Origin of the sequence: Streptomyces sp. NBC_01546 (assembly GCF_045208355.1) — a bacterium.
Lineage (GTDB): Bacteria > Actinomycetota > Actinomycetes > Streptomycetales > Streptomycetaceae > Streptomyces.
In genome coordinates this window covers 8,124,028-8,150,684 of sequence record NZ_CP109379.1, presented here as the reverse complement: position 1 = coordinate 8,150,684, position 26,657 = coordinate 8,124,028, and the positions used below count along the sequence as shown (strand labels likewise).

Annotated in this window: 20 protein-coding genes and 2 pseudogenes; 9 read left to right on the top strand and 13 right to left on the bottom strand. The window is 69.5% G+C overall.

The genetic code is table 11. The annotated features are described in order from the left end of the window. Positions 1–90: 90 nt before the first annotated feature. The 3 genes and pseudogenes from OHA89_RS37155 to OHA89_RS37145 all read right to left on the bottom strand — a co-directional run bounded on the left by OHA89_RS37155 (position 91) and on the right by OHA89_RS37145 (position 3,394). Complete coding sequence (locus tag OHA89_RS37155) at positions 91–990, bottom strand: hypothetical protein (protein ID WP_266616364.1); 900 nt, start codon at positions 988–990, stop codon at positions 91–93. Continuing rightward, the gene (locus tag OHA89_RS37150) at positions 987–2,000 is read right to left on the bottom strand and encodes an SPFH domain-containing protein (RefSeq protein ID WP_406368062.1); all 1,014 of its coding nucleotides are present in this window, start codon (positions 1,998–2,000) and stop codon (positions 987–989) included. Before OHA89_RS37150 ends, OHA89_RS37155 begins: the two co-directional genes overlap by 4 nt. An 847-nt stretch (positions 2,001–2,847) precedes the next feature. Continuing rightward, positions 2,848–3,394 (bottom strand): annotated as a pseudogene (locus OHA89_RS37145) (helix-turn-helix domain-containing protein). Between the two features lie 171 nt (positions 3,395–3,565). Between OHA89_RS37145 and OHA89_RS37140 the strand changes: the two are divergent. Continuing rightward, on the top strand, positions 3,566–3,763 hold the full coding sequence (locus tag OHA89_RS37140; protein WP_406368061.1) for a 3-oxoacyl-[acyl-carrier-protein] synthase III C-terminal domain-containing protein: 198 nt from the start codon (positions 3,566–3,568) through the stop codon (positions 3,761–3,763). A gap of 958 nt (positions 3,764–4,721) precedes the next feature. Next, positions 4,722–5,047, top strand: a pseudogene (locus tag OHA89_RS37135) (transposase); the annotation flags it as partial. Between the two features lie 370 nt (positions 5,048–5,417). Here the strand turns inward: OHA89_RS37135 and OHA89_RS37130 are convergent. Together OHA89_RS37130 and OHA89_RS37125 are read right to left on the bottom strand one after the other, a co-directional pair. Then, positions 5,418–6,854 (bottom strand): nucleobase:cation symporter-2 family protein, encoded by a 1,437-nt coding sequence (locus tag OHA89_RS37130; RefSeq protein WP_257559611.1) that lies wholly within the window; start codon positions 6,852–6,854, stop codon positions 5,418–5,420. Positions 6,855–7,209: 355 nt separating this feature from the next. Then, a complete protein-coding gene (locus OHA89_RS37125; RefSeq protein ID WP_266616368.1) occupies positions 7,210–7,929 on the bottom strand; it encodes a helix-turn-helix transcriptional regulator in 720 nt (239 codons plus the stop codon). Positions 7,930–8,313: 384 nt separating this feature from the next. Between OHA89_RS37125 and OHA89_RS37120 the strand changes: the two genes are divergently transcribed. Together OHA89_RS37120 and OHA89_RS37115 are read left to right on the top strand one after the other, a co-directional pair. After that, entirely contained in the window at positions 8,314–9,774 is a 1,461-nt protein-coding gene (locus OHA89_RS37120) for a nucleobase:cation symporter-2 family protein (protein WP_406368060.1), read from the top strand. Between the two features lie 536 nt (positions 9,775–10,310). Then, entirely contained in the window at positions 10,311–10,697 is a 387-nt protein-coding gene (locus OHA89_RS37115; protein WP_406368059.1) for an ATP-binding protein, read from the top strand. Between the two features lie 644 nt (positions 10,698–11,341). Here OHA89_RS37115 and OHA89_RS37110 read toward each other — a convergent pair. Continuing rightward, on the bottom strand, positions 11,342–12,325 hold the full coding sequence (locus tag OHA89_RS37110; protein ID WP_406368058.1) for a helix-turn-helix transcriptional regulator: 984 nt from the start codon (positions 12,323–12,325) through the stop codon (positions 11,342–11,344). A gap of 110 nt (positions 12,326–12,435) precedes the next feature. On the opposite strand from OHA89_RS37110, the gene OHA89_RS37105 reads away from it, so the two are divergent. Both OHA89_RS37105 and OHA89_RS37100 read left to right on the top strand, forming a co-directional pair. Then, complete coding sequence (locus tag OHA89_RS37105; protein WP_406368057.1) at positions 12,436–12,861, top strand: VOC family protein; 426 nt, start codon at positions 12,436–12,438, stop codon at positions 12,859–12,861. Then, positions 12,858–13,973 carry a winged helix DNA-binding domain-containing protein gene (locus OHA89_RS37100; protein WP_406368056.1) on the top strand — a complete coding sequence of 372 codons (1,116 nt, stop codon included), beginning with the start codon at positions 12,858–12,860 and terminating at the stop codon, positions 13,971–13,973. Before OHA89_RS37105 ends, OHA89_RS37100 begins: the two co-directional genes overlap by 4 nt. 208 nt (positions 13,974–14,181) lie before the next feature. On the opposite strand, the gene OHA89_RS37095 is transcribed toward OHA89_RS37100, so the two are convergent. Further along, complete coding sequence (locus OHA89_RS37095; RefSeq protein WP_266616379.1) at positions 14,182–15,678, bottom strand: monooxygenase; 1,497 nt, start codon at positions 15,676–15,678, stop codon at positions 14,182–14,184. A 63-nt stretch (positions 15,679–15,741) separates the two neighbouring features. On the opposite strand from OHA89_RS37095, the gene OHA89_RS37090 reads away from it, so the two are divergent. Further along, the gene (locus OHA89_RS37090; RefSeq protein WP_406368055.1) at positions 15,742–16,458 is read left to right on the top strand and encodes a TetR/AcrR family transcriptional regulator; all 717 of its coding nucleotides are present in this window, start codon (positions 15,742–15,744) and stop codon (positions 16,456–16,458) included. Positions 16,459–16,552: 94 nt separating this feature from the next. Here OHA89_RS37090 and OHA89_RS37085 read toward each other — a convergent pair whose 3' ends face one another. After that, the gene (locus OHA89_RS37085; RefSeq protein WP_266616382.1) at positions 16,553–17,290 is read right to left on the bottom strand and encodes a hypothetical protein; all 738 of its coding nucleotides are present in this window, start codon (positions 17,288–17,290) and stop codon (positions 16,553–16,555) included. A gap of 41 nt (positions 17,291–17,331) precedes the next feature. On the opposite strand from OHA89_RS37085, the gene OHA89_RS37080 reads away from it, so the two are divergent. Beyond that, entirely contained in the window at positions 17,332–17,562 is a 231-nt protein-coding gene (locus OHA89_RS37080) for a hypothetical protein (protein ID WP_257559003.1), read from the top strand. Positions 17,563–17,768: 206 nt separating this feature from the next. On the opposite strand, the gene OHA89_RS37075 is transcribed toward OHA89_RS37080, so the two are convergent. From OHA89_RS37075 to OHA89_RS37060, 4 genes are all read right to left on the bottom strand, one after another. Beyond that, positions 17,769–19,628 carry a peroxidase family protein gene (locus OHA89_RS37075; protein WP_257559002.1) on the bottom strand — a complete coding sequence of 620 codons (1,860 nt, stop codon included), beginning with the start codon at positions 19,626–19,628 and terminating at the stop codon, positions 17,769–17,771. Positions 19,629–19,670: 42 nt separating this feature from the next. Further along, positions 19,671–21,596: a GMC family oxidoreductase gene (locus OHA89_RS37070; RefSeq protein ID WP_406368054.1), complete on the bottom strand. Its 1,926-nt coding sequence runs from the start codon at positions 21,594–21,596 to the stop codon at positions 19,671–19,673. Then, entirely contained in the window at positions 21,593–21,991 is a 399-nt protein-coding gene (locus tag OHA89_RS37065; RefSeq protein ID WP_257559000.1) for a hypothetical protein, read from the bottom strand. The genes OHA89_RS37070 and OHA89_RS37065 overlap by 4 nt, the downstream gene beginning before the upstream one ends. Positions 21,992–22,332: 341 nt before the next feature. Next, positions 22,333–24,483 (bottom strand): S8 family serine peptidase, encoded by a 2,151-nt coding sequence (locus OHA89_RS37060; RefSeq protein ID WP_406368053.1) that lies wholly within the window; start codon positions 24,481–24,483, stop codon positions 22,333–22,335. Between the two features lie 490 nt (positions 24,484–24,973). Here OHA89_RS37060 and OHA89_RS37055 point away from each other — a divergent pair, with 490 nt between their 5' ends. After that, entirely contained in the window at positions 24,974–25,531 is a 558-nt protein-coding gene (locus OHA89_RS37055) for a hypothetical protein (protein ID WP_266616388.1), read from the top strand. A 483-nt stretch (positions 25,532–26,014) separates the two neighbouring features. Here the strand turns inward: OHA89_RS37055 and OHA89_RS37050 are convergent, their stop codons facing one another. Beyond that, positions 26,015–26,179, bottom strand: coding sequence for a transposase (locus OHA89_RS37050; protein ID WP_406368052.1), 165 nt, complete (start codon positions 26,177–26,179; stop codon positions 26,015–26,017). Between the last annotated feature and the right edge of the window lie 478 nt (positions 26,180–26,657).

The following is a 26,657-nucleotide window of genomic DNA, read 5'->3' as shown; positions in this document are numbered from 1 at the left end:
CCGTCGCTCTCGCCAATCCTCTGCATGCGTCCTGCGCCGATCACGTCCTCCTGTGGGTCTGTAGTGGCGACAGCCGGTCGGGCAGGGCGCTCACGTCACCAGGTGCAGCGACGTTCCCGCGATGCCCAGCCGGACGCTCTGGCCCCAGGTCAGCTCTAGTGCGTCGCTCTCCATTCCGTCGCCGAAGACCACCATCCGGTCCGACTCCACGGTCAGCTGCAGCCCCTGCCCCCTCCCCAGCTCACCGGCGACCTTCGTCGTTCCGGTCGTCGGGGAGGGCCAGGCCTCGCGCACGAACCACAGGAGCCGCCGGTCGCAGGGTGCGGGCAGCCCCGCGGGGCTGCCGCGCTCCAGCCACAGGGAACGCAGCCAGCCGGTGGCGCCCGTGCCGGTGCCCACCAGCACCCCGGAGGATGCCTGGGCCTCGCCCGGGCCCTTCTCGCCGTCGGAGCCCAGGCGGTAGCGGGCCGTCTGGTGACCGGGCGAACCCAGATAGATCTCGTTCAGCGCGAGGAGGCGCTGGGTGTCGTCGGCGACGGCCTCGACCATGGTCAGCTCCTCTGCCCGGCCCCCGGCGGCGGTCGCCGCACGCAGCAGGGCGGCCGCGTCGGCGAAGCGGTGACGGACCAGGACCCCCGGGTTGCGCCCCGGGTCGGTGTCGATGCCCACTACCGGCTGTCCACGCAGATACTTCGCGGTGTTGGCGACCAGGCCGTCCTGGCCGACCACGACCACCACGTCCTCCGGGGCGAACAGGAAGCGGTCCAGGTCCGCCCGCTCCACCCGGGAGCTGCGCCAGGTGAGCGGCACCGCCGCCGCCACCTCCCGCAGCGCCTGCCGCGTGCGCTCGTGGCGGCGGACCACCTCGTCGATCGACCGGCCCCGGCTGGAAAGGAAGAACGCGGCCTGTCCGTGCGTCCCGTGCCGGGCGAGCAGCTCCTCGTACTCGGTCCTGCGGTGCACGAGCACCGCCCGCGGGGCCAGGCTCACGCGCCCGCTCCGCCTTCCGGACGTCCGAGCCTGGTAAGGAGTCCGGTGAGGACGTCGGGAGAGAGCGTGACGCTCTCGATCCGCGGCAGGTTCTCCGCCAGCCGGGTTGCCGCCAGGGCGTGCAGCGTGCCCGTGTCGGCTTCGTCGTGCACGCGCAGCCAGGCAGCCTGAACCTCGGCGCGCGCCGCGCCTGTCTCGCGCGCCGCCTCGGCGTCCGCGCGGGCCAGGCGGACCTTGCGGGCCGCCTCGGTCTCGGTCCGTATGCCGTCCGCCGCCGCCTTCTCCTCGGCCTCGCGGCGGGCGTTGGTGCCGCGCTGGTCGATCAGCTGCTCCTCGCGTCGCGCCAGTTCGATCTGACTGGCCAGCTCGTTCTCGGCGATGGCACGTTCACGCTCGACGGCGACGGCCCGCCGTTCGTAGGTGGCCCGGTCCGCCTCCTGCTGAATCTGCTCGCGGGCCGGGGTGCGCAGGGCGCGCTCCACCTCGGCCTCGGGGCGGATCGCCACGACCCGCACGGTCACCACATCGATGCCGGTGGCCGGGAGCCTGGGCTCGGCAGCGAGACCGGCGGCGACGCTCCCCCGCACGGAGGCGACGCCGTCCACCAGGGCGACGGCCAGCGGAGTCCGGGCCAGTACGTCCAGCGTGTGCTGCTGCGCGGTCTCGGTCAGGAGAGTGGCGATCTGCTCCAGGGGGGCGCCGCGCCAGCTCCCGGTGTCCGGGTCGACGGAGAAGTCGAGTCGGTCCGCGGCTTCGGCCGGGTCGCTGATCCGGTAGGTGACGGTGGCCTGCACGGCGACGTCCTGGAAGTCGGACGTACGGGCGTGGAACGCCATGGCCAGTTCCCGGTCGTCGACCGGCACTTCGGAAAGCGCCGCCGACAGCGACCGGTACCAGAAACTGAGCCCCCGCCCGTCGTGGACAAGTCGGCCGCGCTTGTGGTGGCGGATGTGGGCGGTGGGCGCGGAGCGCAGATGACGCCAGCCGAAGCGCCGGGTGATGTCGGCCATGGCAAACCCCCTTCATTTCGTCAATGCGACGATAACGAGACATGCCCATATCGTCAAGAGGACGAAAAGAGAGTTTCCGGGGCGCTGCCCCGGCAATCCGGTCCCGTCATCACCGGCTTCGTCGTTCGATTTCAGCAGCAAGCAGGCGGCCGAAGTCGCTGTCTCCTGGGTCCTCGCGGGAGAGCTGACGCATGGGCGGGTAGTGCAGCTGGTCGTGCGCGACCACTCGAGCAGCCACAGCTGGACGGCGGAAGCGGAGTGGCTCCACCGCTGGGAGAGGAACCTCTGACGCCCTCACCAGCGCCACCGACAGCGAGGACTCGACTGGGAGGGCTGGCTCGGACCCAACCGCAGCTACCAGCACGCCTGCGCATCCATGCGCCGGATCATCGCCACCGGCGGCCCGACAGCCTCGTAAGCCAACGGGGGCCGGCCCGGGGATGCCGTCCACGACCACCGCCCGAGGCCGGCATCCGCAGCCGGGACGGGGCCCCGAACCGGTCGCCCACCCGCCAGGCCGCGAGCGGTGCCGGACGACTCCCTGTATGAGCACGCCGGGCACTGCCTGCCAGGTGCAGGGCGCCAGAGCGCCACGCCGCTCGCTCGCACCCGGTCCAGTCAGCCCACCAGCCACACGCGGCCAGCAGTTCAGGCCGCTGGTGTCGGGTTCCGCGGCCTCGAACAGTGAGCGCTGACCCAGTCCTGCAGTGTTGAAGGTCGTTGCAGTGCTGCGGCCGGGTCGCAGGTCAAGGGTCGGGGCATGGGCTGCCGAAGATGCCTGGTGGCCTGCGGCCGCTGCCCGTCGCTGACCGGTACCGGGTCTGGATCGGTCACGGGGGTTGTCGGGCTACCGGGGGCCAGTGGTCCGCGGCCGCAGTCGTTCGCCCTGCGGCCCGAACAAGATCAGGTACTCGACCGGCCCGCCGGGGCCGGCGTTCGCCAGCCCGTGCGGGGTGCGGGTGTCGAACTCGGCGACATCCCCGGCGGCCAGGACAAGATCCTGCTTGCCCAGCGAGCCAGAGCCGCCCGTACAGAACGCACAGCCACTCGTAGCCCTCGTGGGAGACCTGCCCGGGCCGCGCGGGCGGATCCTCGACGGCGGGCAGTACGTGCTTGTGGGCGTGCAAGCCGCCGACGTACCGGGTGAGCGGCAGAACCGCCTTGTCGTCGCCGAAGCTCAGCGGCGCCGAGGTGCGCGGCTCGGCCACCGGGGCGGGTGCGGTACCGGCCAGCGCGTCGAGGGAGACGCCGTACTCCTTCGCCAACTGCAGCACCACCTCCAGGGTGGGCTTGCGTCGGCCGGTCTCGATCCGCGACAGCGTGCTCGGCGAGATGCCGGTCGCACAGCCGATACCGGCGAGCGTGGCGCCGTGCTGGTCGCGCGCAGCTCGCAGCCTTGCCCAGGCTCCGGGCCAGCCGGCCGGACTTCACATCGACTCCGAGCAGCTGCTCGCCTCCTTCCTCGGTCTGGACACTCAGGCCAGGCAGTGGCTGAAGGAGCAGCAGACTGATCCCAGAGACCTTCCTTTGGCCTGCGTCCACCAGCCCTCGTCCCCTTCGTCCGCATGATCTGTGAACGCCTGGGCATCCAGGCGGGCGCTGTCGTACCTACCTTCCACCGCACCGGCAACATGGGCGCCGCAACACTCCCCCTCCAGTTCACCCTGGCCAGAGAACAGGGCCGCCTGGACCCGGGCACGAAGACAGCGGTCTTCGGCCTGGCCAGCGGCGCCAGCGGCGGCGTCATGCTGATCAATTGGTAACCAGAGCCTCATGCTCGCGCCCCAATGTGCCTGTCCTACACGGGCTCACCCCACGGTGACCAGATCGCGGCTCGCCAACCAAGAATCGATTCCGCCAAGTACAGATCAATGTCTCACTGAGCGCGTTTCAAACTGAAGTTGCAGGTCCCGGGGCTGGTGATCGTCCGTCAGCGGTGGACCTCGGCGTTCGTCAGACACGAGGAAAGCCGTCGAACCGGGCGTACGGACGAGTGAAGCTCGTCGTCAAGGTGCGGTACGCACGCAAGACGGCAGTCGGAGGATACGAGGCGGCCCTGGGCACGTGGTCGGCGTGATCACCGCATACAGCAACGGCATGCTGAAGTGCCCACACCAGGTGAATGGGTGACCCGCTGAGCAATGACGACCACGAGATCTAAGACCTTCAAATGGAAGTGGCCAGCCTCCTGCTGGACTATGTCTACGCACCACTGCTGGAAGACCAGCACGTACGGGGAGTCCTGCCCGCCCCATCGGGGGCCCCGGCAGTCCGAGTCGCCCTCGGAGACAGGAACGAGTGCGAGCCCTCCAGGCTGACGGCGCATGAGATTCCCCTTGGCGCGGGCGAGGAACTGCGCACCTCACACGGCGTCGTCGCGCTGCTTCCCTCGGTGCACACCGGAACGCACATCTACCCCTCGAGCGTGGTCACTTCCGTCATGGGAATGGGCCGTACCTGGTTGACCCGGCACATGTGGAAGAGGCGCCGTTCACCACGGACGACTGGGCTTCCACCCTCCTGCGGTGCCTCGCCATCCGGCTGAGGAGAGGCCGGAGTCGAGCCTGCGCGGATTCCTGTTCAAAGAAGGAGGCATGCTGCGCCCTACATGGACAGCGACGAGGTTTTCCGGTGTGATCACTGCCGGGACTGTAATTCGTTCGGTGTAACTCCTGATCAAGGAAGATGCATCGATGACCAGTGACAACGTGACCGAGTCCGATGGCGAAGCGGCTGAGCCGCGGCCGGCGAAGGCGGGTGGACGACGGGCTGATCGACGAGCTGGTGTCCCGTGCCCAAGCTGAGGGTCTGCAGCTGACTGGCGAGGGCGGGCTGCTGCAGCAGCTGACGAAGCGGCTACTGGAGTCCGCCCTCGAGGGCGAGATCACCGACCACCTCGGCTATGACAAACAGATCCGGCGGGGAAGAACGGCGGCAACAGCCGCAACGGGACCCGGGCCAAGACCGTGCTGACGGACGTCGGACCGGTGGAGATATCCGTGCCCCGCGACCGTGACGGCTCGTTCGAGCCGAAGATCGTGGCCAAGCACATCATGTCGCTGGACCCCACCGGCAAGGGCCAGGCCCGCTGGACCATGCGCTGGAAGACCGCTCTCAACGCCTTCGACATCACCTTCGACGGCCGACTCAGCGCAGCCCGTCAGTAGCGCCAAACACCCCGCATACACCGTTCGTTCGATTGACAGACCCGCTGGCGATGGTGCGGGAGGGGGGTGAAGCGATCCATGCGGTGGCGTTGGATGTGGTCGCGGCGTTCGCCGGGTCCGAGCTGGGTGAGGAGGGCCTTGCCGACCGTCCGGCTTGCGACGCTGCCCGCCCTGGCCGCACTCCCCCTGAACACACGAGTGGGGTGTGCGCCTCCCTCCAGGGAGCGCATCCCCCACCCGCTGTCCGCGGTCAGTGCACTTGTGCGGCCGCAGCCGGCACTGTTTGCGGGGTGGTGCCATGCAGCGTGGTGGCCGTGTCGGCGGTGTCACTCTGACTGCCGCGGCCGATGTGGTTGAAGGCGAGGTTGAGCAGTACGGCGACGACGCAGCCGGTGCTGATGCCGGAGTCGAGGACGATGCGCACGCTCTCGGGGAAGGCGTGGTAGAAGTTCGGGCTGGCCATGGGGATGACGCCGATGCCGAGGCTGATGGCCACGATGAGGATGTTGTCGCCGCGGTCGAGGCCGGCCTGGGTGAGGGTCTGGATTCCGCTGGCGGCCACGGTGCCGAACAGGGCGAGGCCGACGCCACCGAGGACGGGCTGAGGGACCAGGGCGACGACTGAGGCGAGGAACGGGCACAGGCCCAGCAGGATGAGGATGCCGCCGGCCGCGGCCACGACGTAGCGGCTGCGGACCTTGGTGATGGCGACCAGGCCGACGTTCTGTGCGAAGGCGCTGGCGGCGAAGCCGTTGAAGAACGGGCTCAGCGCGGTGCCCAGGCCGTCTGCGCGCAGTGCTGCGGCGAGGGTCTTCTCGTCTGCGGGCTTGTCGACGATCTGGCCGAGGGCGAGCACGTCGGCTGTGCTCTCGGTCATGGAGACGATCATCACGATGATCATGGAGATGATGGCTGCGGCGGCGAATTGCGGGGCGCCGAAGTGGAAGGGCGCGGGGAAGCCGATGATGTCGGCATCGGTGACGGCGCTGAAGTCCGCGAGGCCGAGGGGCAGGGCGATCAGGGTGCCGGCGACGAGCCCGAGCAGGATGGAGATCTGCTTGAGGAAGCCGCTCAGCACTCTGCGGAGTACCACGGTGATCAGGAGGGTCGCGGCGGCGAGGCCGATGTATTTGATGTCTCCGTAGTCCGCGGCCTGCGGGTTGCCGCCCTGCGCCCAGTTGAAGGCGACGGGCAGCAGGGACACACCGATGAGGGTGATGACTGTGCCGGTGACGACGGGCGGGAAGAACCGGATGAGTTTGCAGAACCAGGGGGCGAGCAGGAAGCCGAACACTCCGGCCACGATCACGGCGCCGTAGATCACGGGCAGTGCGTCATCGGGGCCCTCGGCCTTGGCGATGGCCAGCATCGGGGCCACGCCGGCGAAGGAGACGCCGTTGACGAAGGGGAGACGCGCGCCGACCTTCCAGAAGCCGATGGTCTGCAGCAGGGTGGCAATACCGGCGGTGAATAGGCTGGCGCCCATCAGGAACGCGATCTCTGCTGTGCTCAGTCCCACGCCGATGCCGACGATCAGAGGCGGTGCGACGACACCGGCGTACATGGCCGCCACGTGCTGGAGACCGGCGCCGAGGAGCTTTCCGAACGGCAGGGTCTGGTCGACGGGATGCTTCGCGGCGGGGTCCGTGGCCGGGTCCGGCGCGGGGGCCGGGGCGGGGCTGGGGATGGCGGTGGGCGACACGGGAGGTACCTCCTGGGCTGCTGTGGCACGGCGGTCGCCGGGAAGGGGCGCGCTGAGGAGCGGCCGATGCCTCGGAGGGCCGTGTGGACTGGTTCGATGACGCAGTCGAGCGGGCGGCAGGAGGGCCCGAGGGCATGGAAGTGCCCTGAGGAACGGGGAACGTGGGAGTTGCCCGAGCCGGGGTGTCGCGGGGTGAGCGAGCCCCGATTTTCCCTGCCGAAGACTGCATCAACGGATCATCCACGATGCGGAAAGCAGCTTCCGTATGGCTGGGTGGTTCCAGTGCGCCACGTGAAGGCGACTGTGTCAAGACCTGCCGCCCGGGAGGCTTGTGGGGGCGTCAGGCTTCCTGGGTGCGCAGCCGCCGCCACAGCTGCTCGTCGACCCGGTCGAGGAAAGCCAGCGCCTCGCGCTCGACCGCCTCGGCGCCAGCTCCGGTCCGACCGTGGTTGTCGATCCGCTGGTAGGCCAGGTGGAGCTGTTCCAGGGCGCCGCGGATCTCGGCCGGCGCCACGGGGACGATCTTCGCGACGGGCCGTACGTAGTTCGGCCACCACCCGGTGACCGCCTCGCGCAGCAGCACGCGCAGCTGCCCCGCCCTGCCGCACGCGTCGACGAAGCAGGCGGGCGGCGGCCGCAGGACCTCGAACAGCGCCTGGGTCTGACGTCCGGACCCGCGCCATCGGTTGCGCCGTTCCGCCTCGGCGTAGCGGTCGCGGGTCATGCCGACCATCGTGGCGACCTGCTCCACCGTCAGCCCGAGGAGCGTCCGGCACTGCAGGAGCGTGGCCGGCTCGCCCAGCAGATCACCCGGTGAACACCACAACGCGGCTGCCAGTGCGTCGATCTGACGGGTCGTCGGCACCTCCGTGCCCCGCTCCCAGGCCAGGAGCACATCGGGGTGCAGGGGGTGTCCCCGGAAGGCCGAGACGGCCCAGGCGACCTGGCCGCGCGTGAGTCCGAGCTGCTCGCGCACGCGGACGGCGAGGCGGGGATCGAACGGGGGATAGGCGGCGTTTTCACCCTCGGAGAGGCTGTGGAGATCGTCTTGGGATGGCATAGCGGGACACCGTAGGGGCCGCGGCCGCCCCGGCCAAGGCCTGCGGATTGCGCGGGCGCTGGGGGAAGCCAGTTGACGCGCGTTGATCGCCCCTGCGGGTCGCGATTGTGTGTACCTCCAAAGAATCTCAGGAATCAAATGGCCTGCCTGGAGGAGTTGACGACCGGGAGGCCCGTTCGTAAGGTCAAGGCCGTCCACAGTGGAAAGTAAATTCCGCAATAAGGAAATCGTGTCCCTGCTCCCGCACCACGGGAATCCGGCACGATTTCCGCATCCCTCCGGGCAGGTCCGTCCACCTGTCCGGCTCGTCCGGCCGTGCTTCGCTCTCAACCGTCCCCGCCGTGCGCCGGCCGGGCGGTCGGTCTCTCGGAGGGACTTGTCCCCATGCGCGCCCCTACGCTCTTCATGCACGACCGCTCCGACCCGTCCCACCCCGCCCTCCCCGTTCATCCCGCGGACGAAGTGCTGCCCATGCGGCGGATGATCCCCGCTGCCCTGCAGCACGTGGCCAGCATGTACGCGGGCCTCGCGGCACCTCCGTTGATCATCGGCGGCGCGCTCGGCCTGACCGCGGCGCAGCTCACCGTTCTGCTAGCCGCGAGCCTGGTCGTCGCGGGTCTGGCCACCGTCGCCCAGACCTTGCGCTTCTGGGGTGTCGGGGCGGCGCTGCCCATCACCAACGGCGTGTCGTTCGCGGTGGTTTCCCCTGTCCTGGCCGCTTCCGCCTCACGGGGGCAGGACACCCTGCCCCTGGTGTTCGGCGCCACCCTCGTCGCCGGGGCCGTCTGCTTCCTCCTGGCTCCGGCGTTCTGCCGGCTCCTGCGCTTCTTCCCGCCCGTCGTCAGCGGTTCCGTCATCACGCTGGTCGGCCTCTCGCTGCTGCCGGTGGCCGGGCAGTGGGCCCGGGGCGGCGACCCCGCTTCCTCCGGGTACGGCTCACCGTCCAACCTTGCGCTCGCAGCCGGAACCCTCGCGCTCACGCTCCTCCTCCACCGGCTCCTCAGCGGACGTTTCCTGCAACGGGTGGCGATCCTGCTCGGTCTCATCGCCGGCACGGCCGCCGCGGTGCCGATGGGCAAGGTCGACTTCCACCACCTCTCCCAGGCACCGCTGTTCGCACTCCCCGAGCCGTTCGCCTTCGGCGCCCCGCAGTTCGAGGCGCCGGTCATCGCCACCATGCTCGTCGTCATGCTCGTCTCCATGACGGAGTCCACCGCGTCCTTGATCGCGGTGGGATCGGTCGTCGACAAGCCGGTCGACGACCGCGTCATCGCGGGGAGCCTGCGCGCCCAGGGACTGGGCACCGCGCTCGGCGGTGCCCTGGGAGCCTTCGTGAGCTGCTCATACGCCCAAAACGTCGGCCTGGTTGCGATCAGCCGCATCCGCAGCCGGTACGCGGTCACCCTGTGCGGTGCCGTCCTGGTCCTCATGGGCCTCGTGCCGGCCCTGGGCTCCCTGGTCGCGCTCGTGCCGCTGCCCGTACTCGGCGGGGCGGCAGTCGTCTTCTTCGGCTCGATCACCGTCGCCGGAATCCGGACCCTCGCCAAGGCCTCCCTGGCCACCGGGCACAACGGCATCATCGTGTCCGTCGCCCTTGCCTTCGGCCTCATCCCCGTCGCATCAACCGACTTCTACGACCGCCTCCCCGCCCCCGCCGCCATGGTCCTGGGATCCGGCATCACGGCCGGATGCCTCGTCGCCGTCCTCCTCAACCTGCTCCTGAACCACTTCGGACGCGGCAGCGAGGCCAACGAGAGCCACATCCCCACCGCACACGTCGACGCCTTCGACGGCATCGACAGCGAGGCACACCTCCCCCCACGTTCCGTCCGACAGAGCCGATGAATCAGGGCATGCCGCGCGACCCGTCCTGCGGCATGCCCACAGGCCGGGGAACTCGCCCAGTCCGACTTTCGACGGCTTCGCCGCGTTCTGCGGCCTGGACGTGAAGATCCGCGGGCCGTGTACGCGCCGGACGAGGGAGACGGATGCGCCGAGCCGGAACTGGAACTGAAACCGGAGGAACCTCCGGAATCTGCCCTCATACACGTCGAGCGACTGATGACTATTGACGAAGCAAGCAGCGTTTTCTACATTTATGGAATAGAAATTCCGCATCATGGAATGATGGGCCGGGCCTGCTCTCGCAGGATCCGGCGGGTGGGCGGCGGTTCCGCCGTCCGCCAGGGTCGTCCCAGCGTCGGTGCTCATCTTGCATCCCGGTCGTCGCTCCCGGACCCGAAGCCATCGGCAGGTGCGTGGAGGGCCCGCACATGAACCGTCACACAGCACTTTTGGAACCTGAGGCGTCACGACACGTCACGGCTTCGCTCACCCAAGACCCCACAACGGTGTCGGCCTGCGTGGAGATCCCCAGCGACATGAGAGCCGCCAGCGCGGCCCGCCGCTTCGCCGCCGCCAAGCTCGACGAATGGGGCTGCGCCGAACTCGAGGACAACGCCGTCCTGATCTGCAGCGAACTGGCCACCAACGCCGTCGTCCACGGCCGCACGAAATCCGAGGGCCACCCCGAGCACATCTGCCTCGACCTCACATGGCGGCCTGGCAACGCCCTCATCATCCAGCTCGAGGACAACTCCACCGCCCAACCCACACCACGCGACCCGGCGCCATCAGCGCAATCCGGCCGCGGACTTGGACTGGTGGCCTCTCTCGCCGACCAATGGTCGTTCTGGCCGAACAGGGACGGAAATGGCAAGAGGGTATGGGTCTGCCTCCGCCCTCCCCCGCCGTCCAAGGCCGGTTGAGCTCTGCAGTCCGATGGCCGGAGGCTGTCTCAGTCGCCCGCTCGAAGGCGAGGTTCACGTTCGGGCAGTCAGCCGCATACGTCAACAGCGCCTCACGCCTGGGTCACTTGGCAACAGCGGGGACACATCCGGCCTTCAGCTTTCCCTCGCTGTTCTGCGCTTCGGCGAGCTCGGCAAAAGCTTCGAGTGCATCTGCGGTGCGGCTCAGGGAAGACACCGGCATCACCAGCGAGCGAGGCGCAGCAGGCCTTCGAGCGGGCCTGGCGGCCCTCACGCAGTGGGTGGAGCGGGAGTGCGCGGACCGGCAACGCGTCATGAGAGGGACCACGCGGTCTGCGACGTCCCCTCCCACGCCCTGCTCCCCCAGATCCAGGCGATGTCGGCGGGCAACACCGCCCCCGACCGGCAGCGGGAGGCGGAACTGCAGCGCCTGCGCGGGGAGTCGACCGAGGTGTCGGTCCGCATGGTCCGTGAGCGGATCCCCAGCCTCGGCGACGCCGAGGTCCGGCACCGCCACCGCGTCGGGGCACAGCGGCGGTCCCCGGCCCTCGACCGCCCCGGACGCGGCCGGCACACTCCGGCCGCAGCGCCTCAGATCTTCGCGCTGTCCTTCCACCCCGAATCGTGGTCTACGTTCGGGTGGCTCAGGAGATCGTGGGTGGAGACGTGGCGGTTACGGCGTTGCCGTAGCGGCGGGCCAGGTGCGCGAAGGCGTCCTTGAGCTCGGGCGGGCCGACGACCTCGATGTCGGCGTCGAAGCTGCCGATGGCGGCGGCCAGGGCTGGCCATGACCACGAGCCCAGGATGAGCCGGCAGCGGTTCGGGGCGAGCTCTTCGACGACGCCGTCGCGGGTGTACGGCAACACCTCGGCGGCGGGCAGGTCGAGGATCACCTCGCCGCGGCACGGCCAGTCACCGGAGCCATCGGAGCCCTGGAACCTCGCGGCCACGAAGGCGGCCACATCGCCTCCGGGCACCTCTCGCGGGGTGAAGCGGGGACCGGTGGGGGTCCGCGGGGTGATCCGGTCGGCGCGAAAGGTGCGCCAGTCCTCACGGTCGAGGTCCCAGGCGACGAGATACCAGCGTCCGCCCCAGGTGACGAGGTGGTGGGGCTGCACCCGGCGGGACGGGGCATCAGCGGCGGGCCCGTAGCGAAAGCGGAGCACCTCCCGGGCGTGCACGGCGGCGCTGAGCGCCATGAGCACGCTGCTGTCGACCTGCGGGTCGGGCCGGGTTGCGGGCCGCTCGACGGCGGTGAAGCGGAGGGCATCGATCCTGTGGCGCAGCCGAGCGGGCATGACCTGCCGGACAGTGGTCAGGGCGCGCGCCGCGGCCGCCTCGATCCCGGCGCCGCTGATGGTGGCGATCTGGAGAGCTACGGCAAGCGCGACGGCCTGCTCGTCGTCGAACAGCAGTGGCGGCAGTTCCGTGCCGGCGTCGAGCCGGTAGCCCCCGTCCGGGCCCTTCGTGGTCAGGATCGGGTAGCCGAGCTCGCGCAGCCGGTCGACGTCGCGGCGCACGGTGCGCGGGCTGACCTCCAGCCGGTCGGCCAGCAACTGCCCCGGCCAGTCGCGGTGCGCCTGGAGGAGCGAGAGCAGCGACAGCAGCCGCGCTGAGGTCTTCTGCATGAGCTCCATCCTGCCAGGAGAAGCGGCCACATCCTGTCCGCTTCTCCTGCGACGGTGGTCATCGAGTGATCGGCACCAGCCGATGAATCGAGCGACGAGGAGCTGCCGTCATGTCCGTCAACACCGTGATCCACCTGAACTTCCGGGGCGACGCCCGCGAGGCACTGGCCTTCTACCAGTCGGTGTTCGGCGGGGATGTGGTCGTGGTCACGTACAAGGACGCCGGAAACGTCCAGGAGCCGTCCGAGGCCGATCAGGCGATGTGGGGCCAAGTGGCCGCCGACAGCGGATTTCGCGTGATGGCCTACGACGTGCCCGCGAGCCTGCCGTGGGACCGGGGCGAGAACGCGTTCTTCGTCTCGCTCCGCGGTGAGACGGCCGAGGAGATCACCGCGTACTGGGAGAAGCTATCCGAGGGCGCGACCATCGTGCAGGCACTGGAGCCCGCGCAGTGGGCGCCCCTCTACGGGATGCTCAAGGACCGGTTCGGCGTCACCTGGGTCGTGGACGTCGCCAACGACTACAACGCCTCGTGAGCACCGGGACCGTCCTCGACAGCAGAGCGCTGGGCCGCGCGACGCTCGCCCGGCAGCTGCTGCTCGACCGCGCCGCCACCCCGATCCTCGCCGCCGTCGCACACCTCGGCGGCCTGCAAGCGCAGGAACCGCAGGAACCGTTCACCGGGCTCTGGTCGCGGCTGCGCGCGTTCGACCCGGCGACGCTGGACGACCAGCTGACCGGGCGCAACATGGTGCGGACCCACCTCATGCGCCGCACCGTCCACCTCGTCACCGCCGACGACGCCCTGGCCTGGCGGGCCCGCCACGACGCCATGCTGCGCCAGCGGGTACTCGGGACCTACCGCCGCGAGCTCGACGGGATAGACCTCGACGAGCTCGCCGCGGCGGGCCGGGCGGTGCTGGCCGACGGCGAGCCCCGCTCGATGACAGAGCTCGCGCGGGCACTCGCCGAGCGCTGGCCGGCGCCGGGGCCGAGGGCACTGGGAGAAATGTTGATCGCCGCCCTCGTCCCGGTGGCGCAGCTGCCGCCGCGCGGGCTGTGGCGGACAAAGGCGGGAGTGCGCAACGTCCCGCTCTCCTCCTGGCTGGGGCGCGAGATCGACCCGCCGTCCCCGTCCCTGGACGGCTCCGATCCGGTCGGCGAAGCCCTGGTACGCCGCTATCTGGCCGCTTTCGGCCCCGCGGCCTCGGCCGACCTGCGCGCCTGGTGCGGCCTCGCCGGACTGCCGGCTGCGGTCGCCGCGATCCGCGAGGAGCTGGTCACCTTCCGAGACGGGCGGGGCCGGGAACTGCTGGACCTTCCCGACGCACCGCGCCCCGACCCCGACACACCCGCCCCGGTGCGGTTCCTGCCGGCGTTCGACAACGCGATCCTCGGCTACCACGACCGAAGCCGAATCATCGACGACGCCCACCGCGGCCTGTCCGTCGCCGGCGCACGCGTCGTACTGGTGGACGGCCGGGTCGCCGCGACCTGGACCGTCGACCGGGGCACAGTGCTCGTCACCCCGCTGCGCGGCATCACCCGAACCGAGCACACCGCCGTCACCGAAGAGGGCACGAGCCTGGCTGCGTTCCTGTCCGACCACGACAGCAACCGCGTACAGATCGCCGCGTCTCCCCGCTGAGCGACACCCGCGAGGCTTCCCCGAGAACTGCCGATCGCCCGGATCCCGTTCAGGAACCGGATCCGGGCGTGGCGAGCTCCTTGGTGACACTCGCCCGTGGGCTCGGCGGCATCGTCGGCATGACGGTCTTCGGCTCCGTCATGGCGCCGGCATCCGGGCAACGGCCGGACCGGACGGATACGGGCTGGGCGACGCCTTCGCGGGGGCCTTACGCGGCCGAACCGCCCCAAGCGGCCAGCGCTTCGGCGCGGTCCTCGCGGCGGGTCCGCGTATCGGTCGCCCGGGTGGCCCAGGCGATGTGCCCGTCGGGGCGTACCAGGAGTTCGGTCACCCCGGCGAGTTCGGGGTGTCTGCCATGGTCGAGGGGTGCGACCGCGGTGATGTGCGCGGCGCCCGGATCCTGGTATGACGCCCGGTCCCGGGTGAGGTCGAGGTGGAGCGGGCGGCCCTCGTGGAGGAGTTCATAGACACGGGCGGCCGCCGCGCCGGGCACGGTCAGCCCGATGTCGGGGACCCGCCGCCCGACCAGCAGGTCCGCACCCTCGGCCGGGGCCGGGTAGTGGGTGTCGAGGGCGGTGACCATGCCGGCCAGGCGACGGTTGACCTCCTCCACACCCAGCAGCCCATCCAGAAGACGGCGCAGAGCTGCGGCGGGTCCCTGGTACGGGGTGAGGAGCGTCAGTTCCATGAGCAGGGTCTGGACTTCGGTGTTCTCGGTGACGGCCCGCCCGACCGGGTGGCGTTCGTCGTGGTAGCTGTCGAGCAGCCCGGCCGGCGCCCAGCCGTGGATCTCCGCTGCCAGCTTCCACCCCAGGTTCACCGCGTCCTGGAGGCCGGTGTTGAGGCCCTGCCCGGCCGCCGGGAAGTGGATGTGGGCGGCGTCGCCCGCCAACAGGACGCGCCCCGCACGGTAACGGGCCGCCAGCCGGGTGGCGTTGCCGAAGCGCGACAGCCAACGGGGGTCCGCCACAGCGCAGTCGGTACCGCAGATCCGTACCAGTGAGGTGCGGAACTCCTCCAGCGTCACCGGCTCCGCCGCGGGCACCCGCATGCGCTCCGGGTCGATGCATACGAGCCGGGTCAGCCCGTCCTCCAGCGGCGCCACCAGCACGCCGTGCGCACGCGCCCGATTGACGGCCAGCGGGTCCATCGTGCGGAAGTCCCCCAGCATCCCGGTCAGGGTCTCGTCCGTGCCCGGGAAGTCGATCCCGGCCGCCCGCCGTACGAAGCTCCGCCCACCGTCACACCCCACGACGTACCGGGCGGACACGCTCTCGGTACCGCCGGCTCCGTTCAGCCGCAGCTCCACACCGTTCTCGTCCTGGCGCAGGCCCACGGCCTCCCATCCGCGCCGGATCTCGGCGCCGAGCTCCCGGGCCCGCAGTTCGAGCAGCTCTTCGGTCCGGCTCTGGGCCAGGAAGAGGGAGTACGGATGCCGGGTGTCGAGCCCGGTGAAGTCGAGGCGGGTGTCGAGGCCCGCGAAATGCCAGCCCGGCACGGTCCGGCCCAGGGCCAGGAACCGGTCGGCGATCCCGCGCTGGTCCATCAGCTCGATGCTACGCGGATGCAGGCTCAGCGCCCGCGAGTCCCGCTGCCGTTCGTCCCGCCGCTCCACGACCCGTACACGGACGCCCGCCAGGGCCAGTTCGGCGGCGAGCATCAGTCCCGTCGGTCCCGCCCCGACCACGAGCACATCGGTGTCCATCGACTCAACCTCCAGATTTAGTGAACAGCGTTCACGTGAACGATGTTCACTATAGTGAGGGTCATGGACTTCTCGTCAACCCCACAGGACGGCACCGCGGCCACCCGGCCCGCACGCGGCAGACCTCCGCGGCTGGATCAGCGACGCACGGTCGAAACCGCGCTCGGGCTCCTCGACGAGGCCGGGCTCGACGCGCTCACCATGCGCAGGCTGGCCGAGGCGATGGGCGTACAGGCCGGCGCCCTGTACCGGTATTTCGCGACGAAACAGGACTTGCTCACCGCCATGGCCGAGCACATGCTGGCCGGCTGCGCCGAGGTGGCCGACGACGGTGCCGCCTGGGACGAGCAGGTGGCCGGACTGGCCCGCCGCATGCGCGCCGCCCTGCTCGCCCACCGCGACGGCGCCCGCGTCTACGCCGGCACCCACTCCACCGGCACGAACACCCTGGGCTTCGCCGACGCCCTCATCGGACTCCTGCGCAAGGCGGGATTCGGCGCGGAGGACGCCCCACGGGCCGCCTTCACCCTGGTCAACTTCACCACTGGCCACACGCTGGAGGAGCAGGCCGCCCTCGAAGGACCGGGCAACGCGGCGACCGGGCCCGACGCCGACCGCCTCCGCGAGGCGGTGGCGGCCACGCCCGGGCGGTTCCCCCACGTCGAGGCCGCCCTGCCGACCCTCACCAGCAGCGACGTCGCCGCCCAGTTCGAGTTCGGACTGCGCCTGCTCCTCCAGGGCATGAGCGCCCTGAGAGCTCCGGCTCACTCCCCCGCTTAGCGGTCACCGCACTGGGCCCGGTCGCCGGCCGCCATGCGCAGGCACGTGGCGTGAAGGGTGAAGGGGTGGCGGCCCTCTTGTGCATGATCCGGCTTCAACGGGCGGCGGTCAGGGCTGTGGGGGCGAGTACCCAGAGGAGGGCTCTGCCGGTGAGGGGTGTGGTGGCGATGAGGGTCAGGTAGACCTCGATGAGTGATCCGTCGCCGGTGAGGACGTCGAGGTCGGCGGTCCATCGGGAGAGGAGGTAGATGACGGCGTCGACGATGAGCCAGGAGGCGAGGTTGGCTCCGATCCACCATTTCCAGCGCGCGGTGACTTTGCGGAGGACCAGTGACTGCGACAGGCCGAGCAGGGGTCCCAGGGCCAGGCTTTGGCTGGCGGCCAGCAGGTAGGCAGTCGAGACCCTCTCGTGCGAGTCCTGTGCGCTGATCACGGCGGGCATGATCACCAGCAGCCATGCGAGCAGTGCCGGAGCGACGCTGGAAGTGATCCACACCTTGCGGGGGATGGGGACCCGCTCCTTGACTACCAGCCACTGCAGTGCTCCCAGGACTCCGCCGAACAGTGCGGCCCCCAGGGTCGCGATCAGGAGGGCGATGATCACGTTGTGGCTGGCCAGGTTCATGTGGAGGACGTCGTTGCCCAGCAGGATCAGCAGGAACCCGACGGTCAGAACGGTGATGAACGCGAGCGTGTTGTAGCCGATCCACCGCCAGTACAGGTGGGCGTCCCACCCGCTGGTCGAGGCGGGTTCGTGGCCGGAGCCGGAAATGGTCACCACCCACTCCTCGCGGGGTATGCGGCCGTACGTGCCGTTCTCATGATCGAACACTGATCGAACCGCTGTCGCGCACGGACGCGCTGCACTTCGCGATGACCATGTTCAGCACGGCCGGTTTCGGCTCCAAGCGCTACCACCACCCCATCGCCGGGGACCTCACTCTTGGCTTCGAAGCCTTGACGCCCACGGGCGACCCCGACCAGACGCTCGGCCTGTACACCGTCGAATCCGGATCACCCTCCGAAAGGGCCCTGCGCATGCTCGCCGGCTGGCCGACACCGCACACATCCAGCCCCGAAGAAGCCGCCGGACACGAGCACTGACACGGCCTTGAACCGCCTGCGGCGCTGGGGTCGACTGCGGTGGCTCCACCGGAGCGGCGTTGCCATCAACTTGGCAAGGGCGCCTGGAGGACGAGTCCTGTCCAGGCGCCCGACTCCGAACAGTGGCTGGTCCGCAACTGGTCCGGATCTTGGTCTGTGTTGACCGGGTGGCATTCCGAGGGCGTGGAGCTGGTGCGTACCACCCGTCAGGAATGCGTGCTGCCACGGGCGGTGTGCCATGGCACGAACGCGTTGTTCAGCCCCGCGAGGGCTGTGCGCAGTTCCGGGTAGTGGCGCAGCAGCACGGTGATCATGCTGTTGTCGTCGATCCAGGCCATACCGGCTTTGGAGTACACCTCGGGGGTGTAGTAGTCGGTGAAGAAGCGGTCGCTGTTCAGTCGGCGCGAGGCCATCAGGATGAAGATGCGGAAGGCCGTGTCGCTGAAGGCGAATCCGGTCGGTAGCTTCTCCGCGTACATCCCGACTGTCAGGTCGACCTTTTCGATGTCGTCGTCGTAGAGCCGCTTGATCTCCTTGGCCCACACGGGGTTGTCCGTGAGGTCCTCGAAGCTCTCCGCGGGCTTCAGTCGCAGCAGCCGCCGGAATTCGTTATAGCGGGGGACGCCCAGTTCGCGGTTGCGCAGGATGTCCGTGGCAGCGAGGTCCTGCCGCTGTCCATCGGGTCGCTCGAAGTCCTGGAGGAACTTGGGGAAGTTGTGCAGGGTCACCAGTCCCGGGTGGAGGGTGCCGAAGCTGTAGAGCAGGTTGGCCATCCCCTTGGTCTTCAGTACGTTGAGCGCCTCGGGTCCGGCGATGTCGCGGAAGGTGCAGTCGCTGAGGGTGGAGTCGTCGGTGGCGGAGCGCAGGTGCCAGTCGTCGCGGACGAGCGGGTGCATGCGGTAGACGGCCACGAATTCCTCGGTGAGGGAGTACGGGATGCCGTAGTGGTCCGTCTTGCTGCCGGGGATGCCGCTGACGGTCTCGCTCTCCGTGATCCGGCCGTAAAAGTTGTGGACGCGCTCGCCCGCGATGCCCCACCAGTTGGATCGCAGGGCTTTGACGGTGGTGGGGTGGCTGATTACGGCCGGCGTCCACTCCACCGTATGGATCTTGGCAAGGAGTGCGGCGTTGACGAGCCGCGCCCGCTGGAACAGCTCCTCGTCGTCCCAGGACGGGTAGGCGGCGTGCAGGTGGTCGCAGATCGCATTGTGCTCCCGTGCGAACAGATTCTGCATCAGGACGAGGCCCAGCCAGAAGCCGGGCGAGCGCGAGGGATCGCGAGAAGGGTCGGACGGGAGCGGGGCCGACTCGTCGTCGAAGAGGTGCACCTTGCCCGCCTTGCCCGTACGCACCTGGCGCTGTTCCGCCTCGTTCGTCCCGTAGATCTGGGACGCGTCCCACCAGTGGGACGAGACGTTGACGCGGGTGTCGGGAGTACCGGCGGGCGACCGGGGGTCCCGGGTCGGGTCGTCCGGTGTCCGCATGATCCGCATCGGGCGTTCCGGCCACGGATCGTCGTCCATGAGGGGTACTTCCCACGGCCGTTCCGTGGGGCTTGTTCCGTGACTGAACCAGTCGCGCACCATGAACTGCAGCCAGGCGGCGACCAGGGAGTTGACCGACTCGGCCGGGATCAGCTCGTGGCGGGTGAGGAGGGCGCGGCTGACCTCGCGCGGGTTCGGCCGTGACAGCACGTTCTCGGGCGTAGCCGGGGCGATCTTGTCCAGCGGGATGTTCCGGCCGAAGCGAGTTCCCGCCATGCCCATGCGCGGTTCGTCGAGGTCGTTGTGGCTGCCGTCGGCAGTCCGGTTGACCCGGTGGCGCTCGGAGGGCGGCGCGGGGTCGGGAAGGTTTGCGGAGGGCAGTCGGGAGGTGTCGTGGAGGTTCTTCTGACGGAGTTTGACGCGCAGTCCGAGAAGGACCAGCAGGCCGGGCGTGACCGCCAGGTTGTTCCAGCCGTTGTGTCGGTCGACGAACTCGGCGATGCGGGTGATGATCCGCCAGGGTAGGGATGAGCGGTACCCGGAGCCGGATCGCCGGGAAACGGTGCGTCGTTGCGTGCTCATCGTGCTGCTCCTAGGATCGGTTCCCGGTCAGGTCGGGTGTCGCTATGCGGCCGCGGCGGTTCGCGTGCGCGACGCATCGGCGAGCATCACGTCGCTCGCTTTCTCACTGATCATGTAGATCGGAACGGCGATGAAGAATCCGGGAATTCGGGGGAAGACCGACGCGTCGACGATCCGCAGGCGGTCCACACCACGTACCCGGAAGCGGCTGTCCACGACGGCCGAGGGATCGTCGGCCCGCCCCATCCTGCAACTACAGGAAGCGTGATGGCCCCATGCCTCGTCCTGCACGAAGCGGCGGACGCTCTCGGTGTCGCCGACCTCCTCGCCGGGCCACAGCTCCTTGCGTATCACGGAGGCGGCACTGCGGTTCATGCTGCGTACGAACTTCACGGCGGAGGCCATTGCGTCGAGGTCCAGAGCCTCCTCGTCCGTGCCCTCGGTGAAGTAGTGGAAGTTCACCAGCGGAGTGTCCCGGGGGTCGGCGGAGCGCAGTCGCACCCGGCCGTTGGTGTTGTGGGTCCGGCTCTTGAGGATGGCCCACGTGAAGCGGTCCCGGTGGCTTGTCAGGTCGCGTGAGTAGCCGGGGTAGTAGCCGCGGAAGTCGAAAGGGCCGCCGAAGATGAACAGGTCGGGGGCGTCCAGCGACGGGCGGGACTTGCGGGTGATGCCGACGACGGCACCGTTGGTCGTGTACAGGCCCTCGCCGAGCTGCCAGGCTCGGTAGCAGCGGTCCGGCTCGGCTCCGGGCTCCGGGGCGTGGAAGTCACAGTCCTTGATGACCGGGAACTCGCGGTCCATCTGGCTCACCACGCCGATCTCGTACCGGTCCTGCAGGTTCGCGCCCACGCCCTGGAGCGGGACGCGTACGGGAATGCCGTGCCGTTCCAGCTCCTCACGCGGCCCGATGCCCGAAAGCATCAGCAGCTGAGGCGTGTTGAAAGCCCCTGCGGCCAGGACCACCTCACGGGTAGCGAGCACCCTGCGCGGGACCAGCAGCGCGAGACCGTCGTGGGTGCCGGGGTCGGCCCGGTAGGCGTGCGGCTGGTCCACGTAATCGACGCCGGTCGCCGCTCCGTCCTCGTCCAGTACGACCCGTGTCACCAACGCGTTCGTCCGGACGATCAGGTTGTCCGGATGGCTGCGCTGTACGGCCCGCACGCGTTCGCGCGCTGCGCTGCGCCGCCCGTCGGCCGTGGAGATCGGGATCTGCCACAGCCCTTGCAGGCCCTCGGTCTGCACGCGCCAGTCATTGGGATCGACGAAGGATCCGAGCCCTTCCAGAGGGGAGAGTGGTCGGCCGATGAAGTCGGCGAGTGTGTCCTGTGCGGCGGACAGGATGACGGCCAACAACTGCTTGTCCTGGATGACCAGTTCGGGGTCGGCGAGGTCGGTCGGCAGCCAGCCGTCGAACCCGTGCCGCGAGTCGTTGCGGTACCGGGCAGCGGCGAAGGGCAGAAGCTCCAGCAACGCGGCCAGCAGCCGATTGCCGGGGGGCTCCTTGGGCCGGGGGCGGTACGTACAGCGCTCCAGCCGCTCGAAGTAGCGGCGCATGGCAGTGCTGCCCCATGACGCGTCGCCGGTCTCCCGCGCGATCTCGTCCCAGTCGCGGTTGTACGGATAGACGGTGATCAGCGCGTGATGCGCGGTGCAGCCGCCGACCGTCCCGGCTCGCGGATAGAGGATGCCCTTGCCGGGCACGAGCTTGCTGTCGCGCTGGTGCTGCTGCTCGTCCGCGTAGTGCCGTACGAAATAGTCCCAGCGCTGGACGGGGTCCTCGGAGGCATCGGCGTGGAAGGCGGGCACCAGGTAGTTGTCGTTGTCCTCGGCACCGCCCGCGTCGAGCAGCAGGACGCGCATTCCCGCGTCGGCGAGGTTGGCCGCCAGCGGTCCGCCGCCGGCGCCCGCGCCGACGACAATGTAGTCGAAGCCCGTCTCAGCCTCTGGGGCACCGGACTCCGTGCTCACTTCCCTTTCCTCTTCCCGAAATCGGCCGCGCTGGCGGCCAGGGTCGTATTGACCGCCGAGATGAGCGTGGTCAGGGCGGCGGTGCGGGGCGGCAGTTGGCCACGGATGCCGAGCAAGGCGGCGGTCGCGGTGTCACTGCCGTGGATCAGGACGCCCTCGCGAAGGTCTTCCTGGAGCCGCTGGCCGCGGTTGGTGAGCAGGTCGAGACCGAGCAGGATCGTACGGATCCCGAAGAGCCGGAAAGCATAGACGGCCGCCGGACTGAGGTCGCGGTCCGGGTCGAGGCGCCGGATGAGCAGGGTGGGCATCAGCAGTCCGGTGACGCCGTTGAAGAGCCGGATGCCGGCCAGTGCGTAAACCGAGGCCGGACGGCGGGCCGCGCGTGGCTTGGCCATGGTGTCTCCCTGGAGTGCAGCGGCTTCTGCCGCCACAACTAGCCCCCTCGCATACAATGAAACTACCCCGAAAGCCACACTAAACGGATGGCTATGCGCTTGCACCTCGACGCCGAGGGGGGCGCGAACTCTCGCACGTATGGTGCCGACATCGACGACGACCTGATGGACGGCACGAGCCACCAACCGCGGTACACCAGGGCCCGGCACAGACGTACGACCGCTCCCACCGACCGCACGCCGACGTGTCGGCGACTTGGCGGGAGCGTCGGATACCGCCCGACCCGTGACCACCGTCCCGGCCCGATCGAACGGGCCGGGATCATGTGCCCGCATCCGCGTCAGACGATGCGCCAGGCGACGGCGTAAGGCTGGGCGAACCGGGTGATCCGCTGAGCGCGGACGACGACCTCGACCTCCCCTGCGGGGATGTCGCGCCAGTGCACCTGCTCGACGTTGTTGACCCGGTCGAAACCGGGATCCGTGCCCATGTTGCCGTGGCGTTCCTGACCGTCCGCGCGGACGATCAGGTTGAGGTCGTTCTGCAGGGCCGCGCCAGGGGGGTCCGTCCAGACGAGGGTGACCTTCAGGGTGCGAACCGCCCCCTCCGGGATCGTGATGCCGAACGCGCGCTCCTCTCCCTGGTCCAGCTCCTTGGCGTCGCGGAAGCCCGCCCGGCCGGCATCGGTCGGGAGGACGACGGCACGCTGGAGGTTGACGATGCCGAAGCCGGAGTTGTTGTTGGGGGAAGGGCCCGCCTCGCTGGGGCTGTACTGGCCGGAAAGCTCGTCGGCACCGTTGACGAGCATGGCCTTGATGAGCGCAGCGCTGGGCTTAGGGGTGCCGTTCTTCACCAGCGACTCGCGCAGCACCGCCACACAGCCGGCGACCAGCGGGGTGGCCATGCTGGTGCCGCTGTCGAACATGTACGCGGGGTCCGAGGAGACGCCGAAATTCACGCTCGGGGGTGCCACCCGCGAGCGCGTCGACAGGATCGATGTGCCGGGGGCGACGACATCGGGCTTGAACCGGCCCTCCGCGGTCGGGCCGCGGCTGCTGAAGGCCGCCATCCCGGCGGGGTTGTCCGCCATCCTGTCGCCGCGGATCGGCAGGGCGGGGAACCGGAGTGCTCCGTTGAACAACTGATCGTAGGTGCGCGAGATCTCGGGGCGGTTGCCCTCACTGGCGCCGACGGTGATGACGTTCTTGGCCCCTGTCTCGCCGCTGACGGACCTCAGGTTGATGCGGCCGTCACCGTCCCGGTCCGTACCGTCGTTGCCTGCGGCGAAGCAGATGACGAAGTCCTTGTGGTCCCATACCATTTGGTCGGCCTCCTGTGCGGCCGTGCCGTACGGAAGTCCCGGGGTGCCCGGGCCCCACGAGTTGGTGTGGATCCGCACCCCGTCCTCCAGGAAGGGCGGCTCGAACAGGTCGAGCAGGTTGTCCGGGATGCCGGCGAGACTGCCGTTCTCGGCCATCACGGACTGGAAGACCAGTCGCGCCTCGGGAGCCGTGCCGGTGACGGCGCCGCCCATCGACTCCGACGTCCCGTCGCCGAGGACCGAGCCCGCCACGTGGGTGCCGTGCCCGGCGGGATCGTCCGCCCGCGGGGGGCTCTTGCGTCCCAGGGCGACCAGGCGCTTGACCCGGCCGGCGAAGGCAGGGTGCACATTGGTGGTCGACCCCTTGTCGAAGCCGGTGTCGGCGACGCACACGATCTGGCCCTCACCCCGGAACTTCGTGCCGTTGAGGGACACATGGGCGTGCATCAGCGTCGCCGCCATGGTGTTGTACAGCACCTTCTCGGGGACTTCCTCGATCTGCCGCACCTCGTCGAGCCCGGCCAGCGCGGGCAGGTCCTCCTCACGGATCGTCACACGCACCTTGCCGCGGCTCGGCTTCACGTCGCCGGAGCTGACTCCGGCCGCCGCGGCGATCCGGTCCCGTACTCCGTCCACGCTCACATCGACGTCGTCGTGGAGGACGATGTCGACGGTACGGGTCCCGGCACCCCCCGCCTCCAGGGGCTCCGCCAGCACGCCGACACTCGAACGCATCCCGGTCGACTGCAACGACCGTCCGATCTTGAAGCCGTCGAAGTACACATCCGCCCAGGTCACGAAGGGCAGCGTGCGCACGGCGTCCAGATCCGTGGGCCGGTAGCCGCACAGATAGGTGTCCTCCGGAACGTATTCGTGGATCACCACGCCGAGCGCCGAGAGCTGTTCCTTCTCCTCGGCTGTGGGTGGATGCGTGGTCTGCACGAGCAGATAGTTGGACGCGGCGGCGTCCTCGGACACCAGAGCCGCGGCGGCCATCTCATCGGACTGAACCAAAGGGTCCACCGTCACGCCGTTGATGGTGATACGGGCCATGCCGAACTCCCGGAGGATGTGGGTGATGCGAAGGCGCGCACCCGGGCGGCCGTGGCGCGCACCGGCACTGCCCTCGCCGACGCTCACATGGCCGAAGCCCTTCTGAACCGGTGGCACGCCGGGCTGCGTGACTCCTTCCGTTCAGCCAAGACGCTAGGCGGGCGACTGTCCACCTGCACGTCGAGCCCGGATGGAGACCGCCATCCGGGCTCGATATTGCTCCGGAGGGTGCTCGACAGCAGCGTCCGCCTGCGCCTCCACGTCTGCGCGGGTCACGCCGGGCGTGCCGGCAACCGGGAGGCAGCAGCACACGTTCCGGGCCGTGGTGGTCACGCGTGGACGCCACCGACGCAGACGTGGACCGCTGCTGGCGTGCCTTCTTGCGCCGGTTCCACATCGAACGCACCTTCAGAATGATCAAACAGACGATGGGCCGGACCAGGCCGAAGCTCCGAAAACCGGAGCTCGTCATCGCCGCATGGCCGCGGTCGACCTGCGACGCCCCTGGGAGAGGGCACCGGGCCCCACCTCCATGCCTCGATGGTGACCGGCCCCGGACAATCGCCCTGACCTGGGAATGCCAACCGTCCCGCACTACGCTGCGGCCATGATGTCCACCTCCCGCCCCAAGCGTGCGCCCCGCGTCGCGATGGCCGCGGCCATCGCCGCGGTCGCCGCCCTCGCCGTCTGGCTCTACCAGGACCAGACGCAGCAAGGCGACTTCGCAGCGGATCCGCGTCCCTGCTCACTCGTATCGGCGGAGACGGCCGCCCGGCTGCTGGCCGGGCCGACGGACGGGGTGGAGGCGATGTCGTACTGCAGCTGGGCGGGTCCCGGCCTCGGTAGCGACGCGCAGCCTGTCCTGCAGGTGCAGGTGACCCGGCTGGGGGTGCACGAGGCGCAGGTCAGCTTCCAGCGCACGAAGGAGGAGTCGGAGGGAAAGATGGGCCCGATGACGACGGACTTGTCGGACTTCGGCGACGAGGCGTTCTCCCGCGTCCGGTATCCCAGCGGGGGCCGGGTGACCAACGAGGTCTTCTTCCGCCGGAGCAATGTGGTGGTCGCGGTCCGGTACGCACCGGTCGACGGCGACATCGACCGGGCCCATTCGGGCGCCTACGACGTGGCCACGGAGGCTGCGGCCACGCTCGGCAAGGGGAATTGACGGCCGCGGGCCCGCGCGGGCCCGCGTACGCGGCTCAGCCACGCACGCCAGATCGCACGGGCTGCCGAAGGCTTGTTACACCGAGGCCGTCACCCAGGTCCTCGTAGCCGACCACGCCGTCCGCTGACACCATCCACTCTCCTGGCCGTCCACGTCGATCTCTGCGCGTGGTCGTCCATCCACCAGACGCCGAGGGCCGGCGCCGCCTCCGCTGCGACGGCGAGATCCTCGGCCGCGCCTACGGCCCCGGCGTGTGGCGGCTGTCGGGTCTGCCCGCAGCCGTCAGCGCCACGGGGGCTGGGAGCAGCGACCTTCCCGTTGCCGCGAAAGCCGGTCCTCGGCGTCCACCCGCGGGACGACGCGCGACAGCTGATTCCGGGTCCGGTCGGCCGTGCTCGCCCGTACCCTCGACCATCTCAGACTGCGATCGTCGTCGGCCGACTGGCGGCGAGTTCCTTCGCCCGGGCCGGACCTCGTCGACCTTTAAGCGGGAGGGATCTGGGTGGGGGGGCCGCCCGCCGCCTGGCCGGCGTCGATCTCGTACTGCATCACCCAGCGCCGCACGGACTCCCGGGAGACGCCGAGGGATTCGGCGACCTGGATGTGCGGTGCACGCTCGGAGGAGTACTCCGCACGATGCTCTGTCACCAGCCTCACGGCCTGGCTACGAAGGGTTGCGTCAATCTTCATGGGCACGAGACCCATCCTCCCTGATAGCTCACAACGGAGCGGCAGAGAAGTCAGAACGGTTCAACTTGGCGAAGTGGCGCTGCAGTCGAGCGGCCTTGGTGGGGGCCGGCTTTGATCCAGAACGCTCCGGCAGACTGCGGCGCTGGCACGTCTTCTGGCTCGTGCATACGCAATGCCAGAGGACCGCTGTATCGGGTGAAAACGAGCGAACGCCCGTCGGCCGAGGTCGCTGCGCTGTCGAAGGCGAGCGATGCCCCGCAGACGCTGAATCCCGTAGATGACCTGGACTTTCTGAGACTGGGCATTCGCCCTGTCCGAGGTTCGACATTCCTTAATCACACATCTTAACGGCTGATTTTATTACGAATTGCACTATAGGGCGTACAAATGTCGCTCTATAGTGCTGCAATGTCTGGCTGCTGCAGGCGGGTGGCCG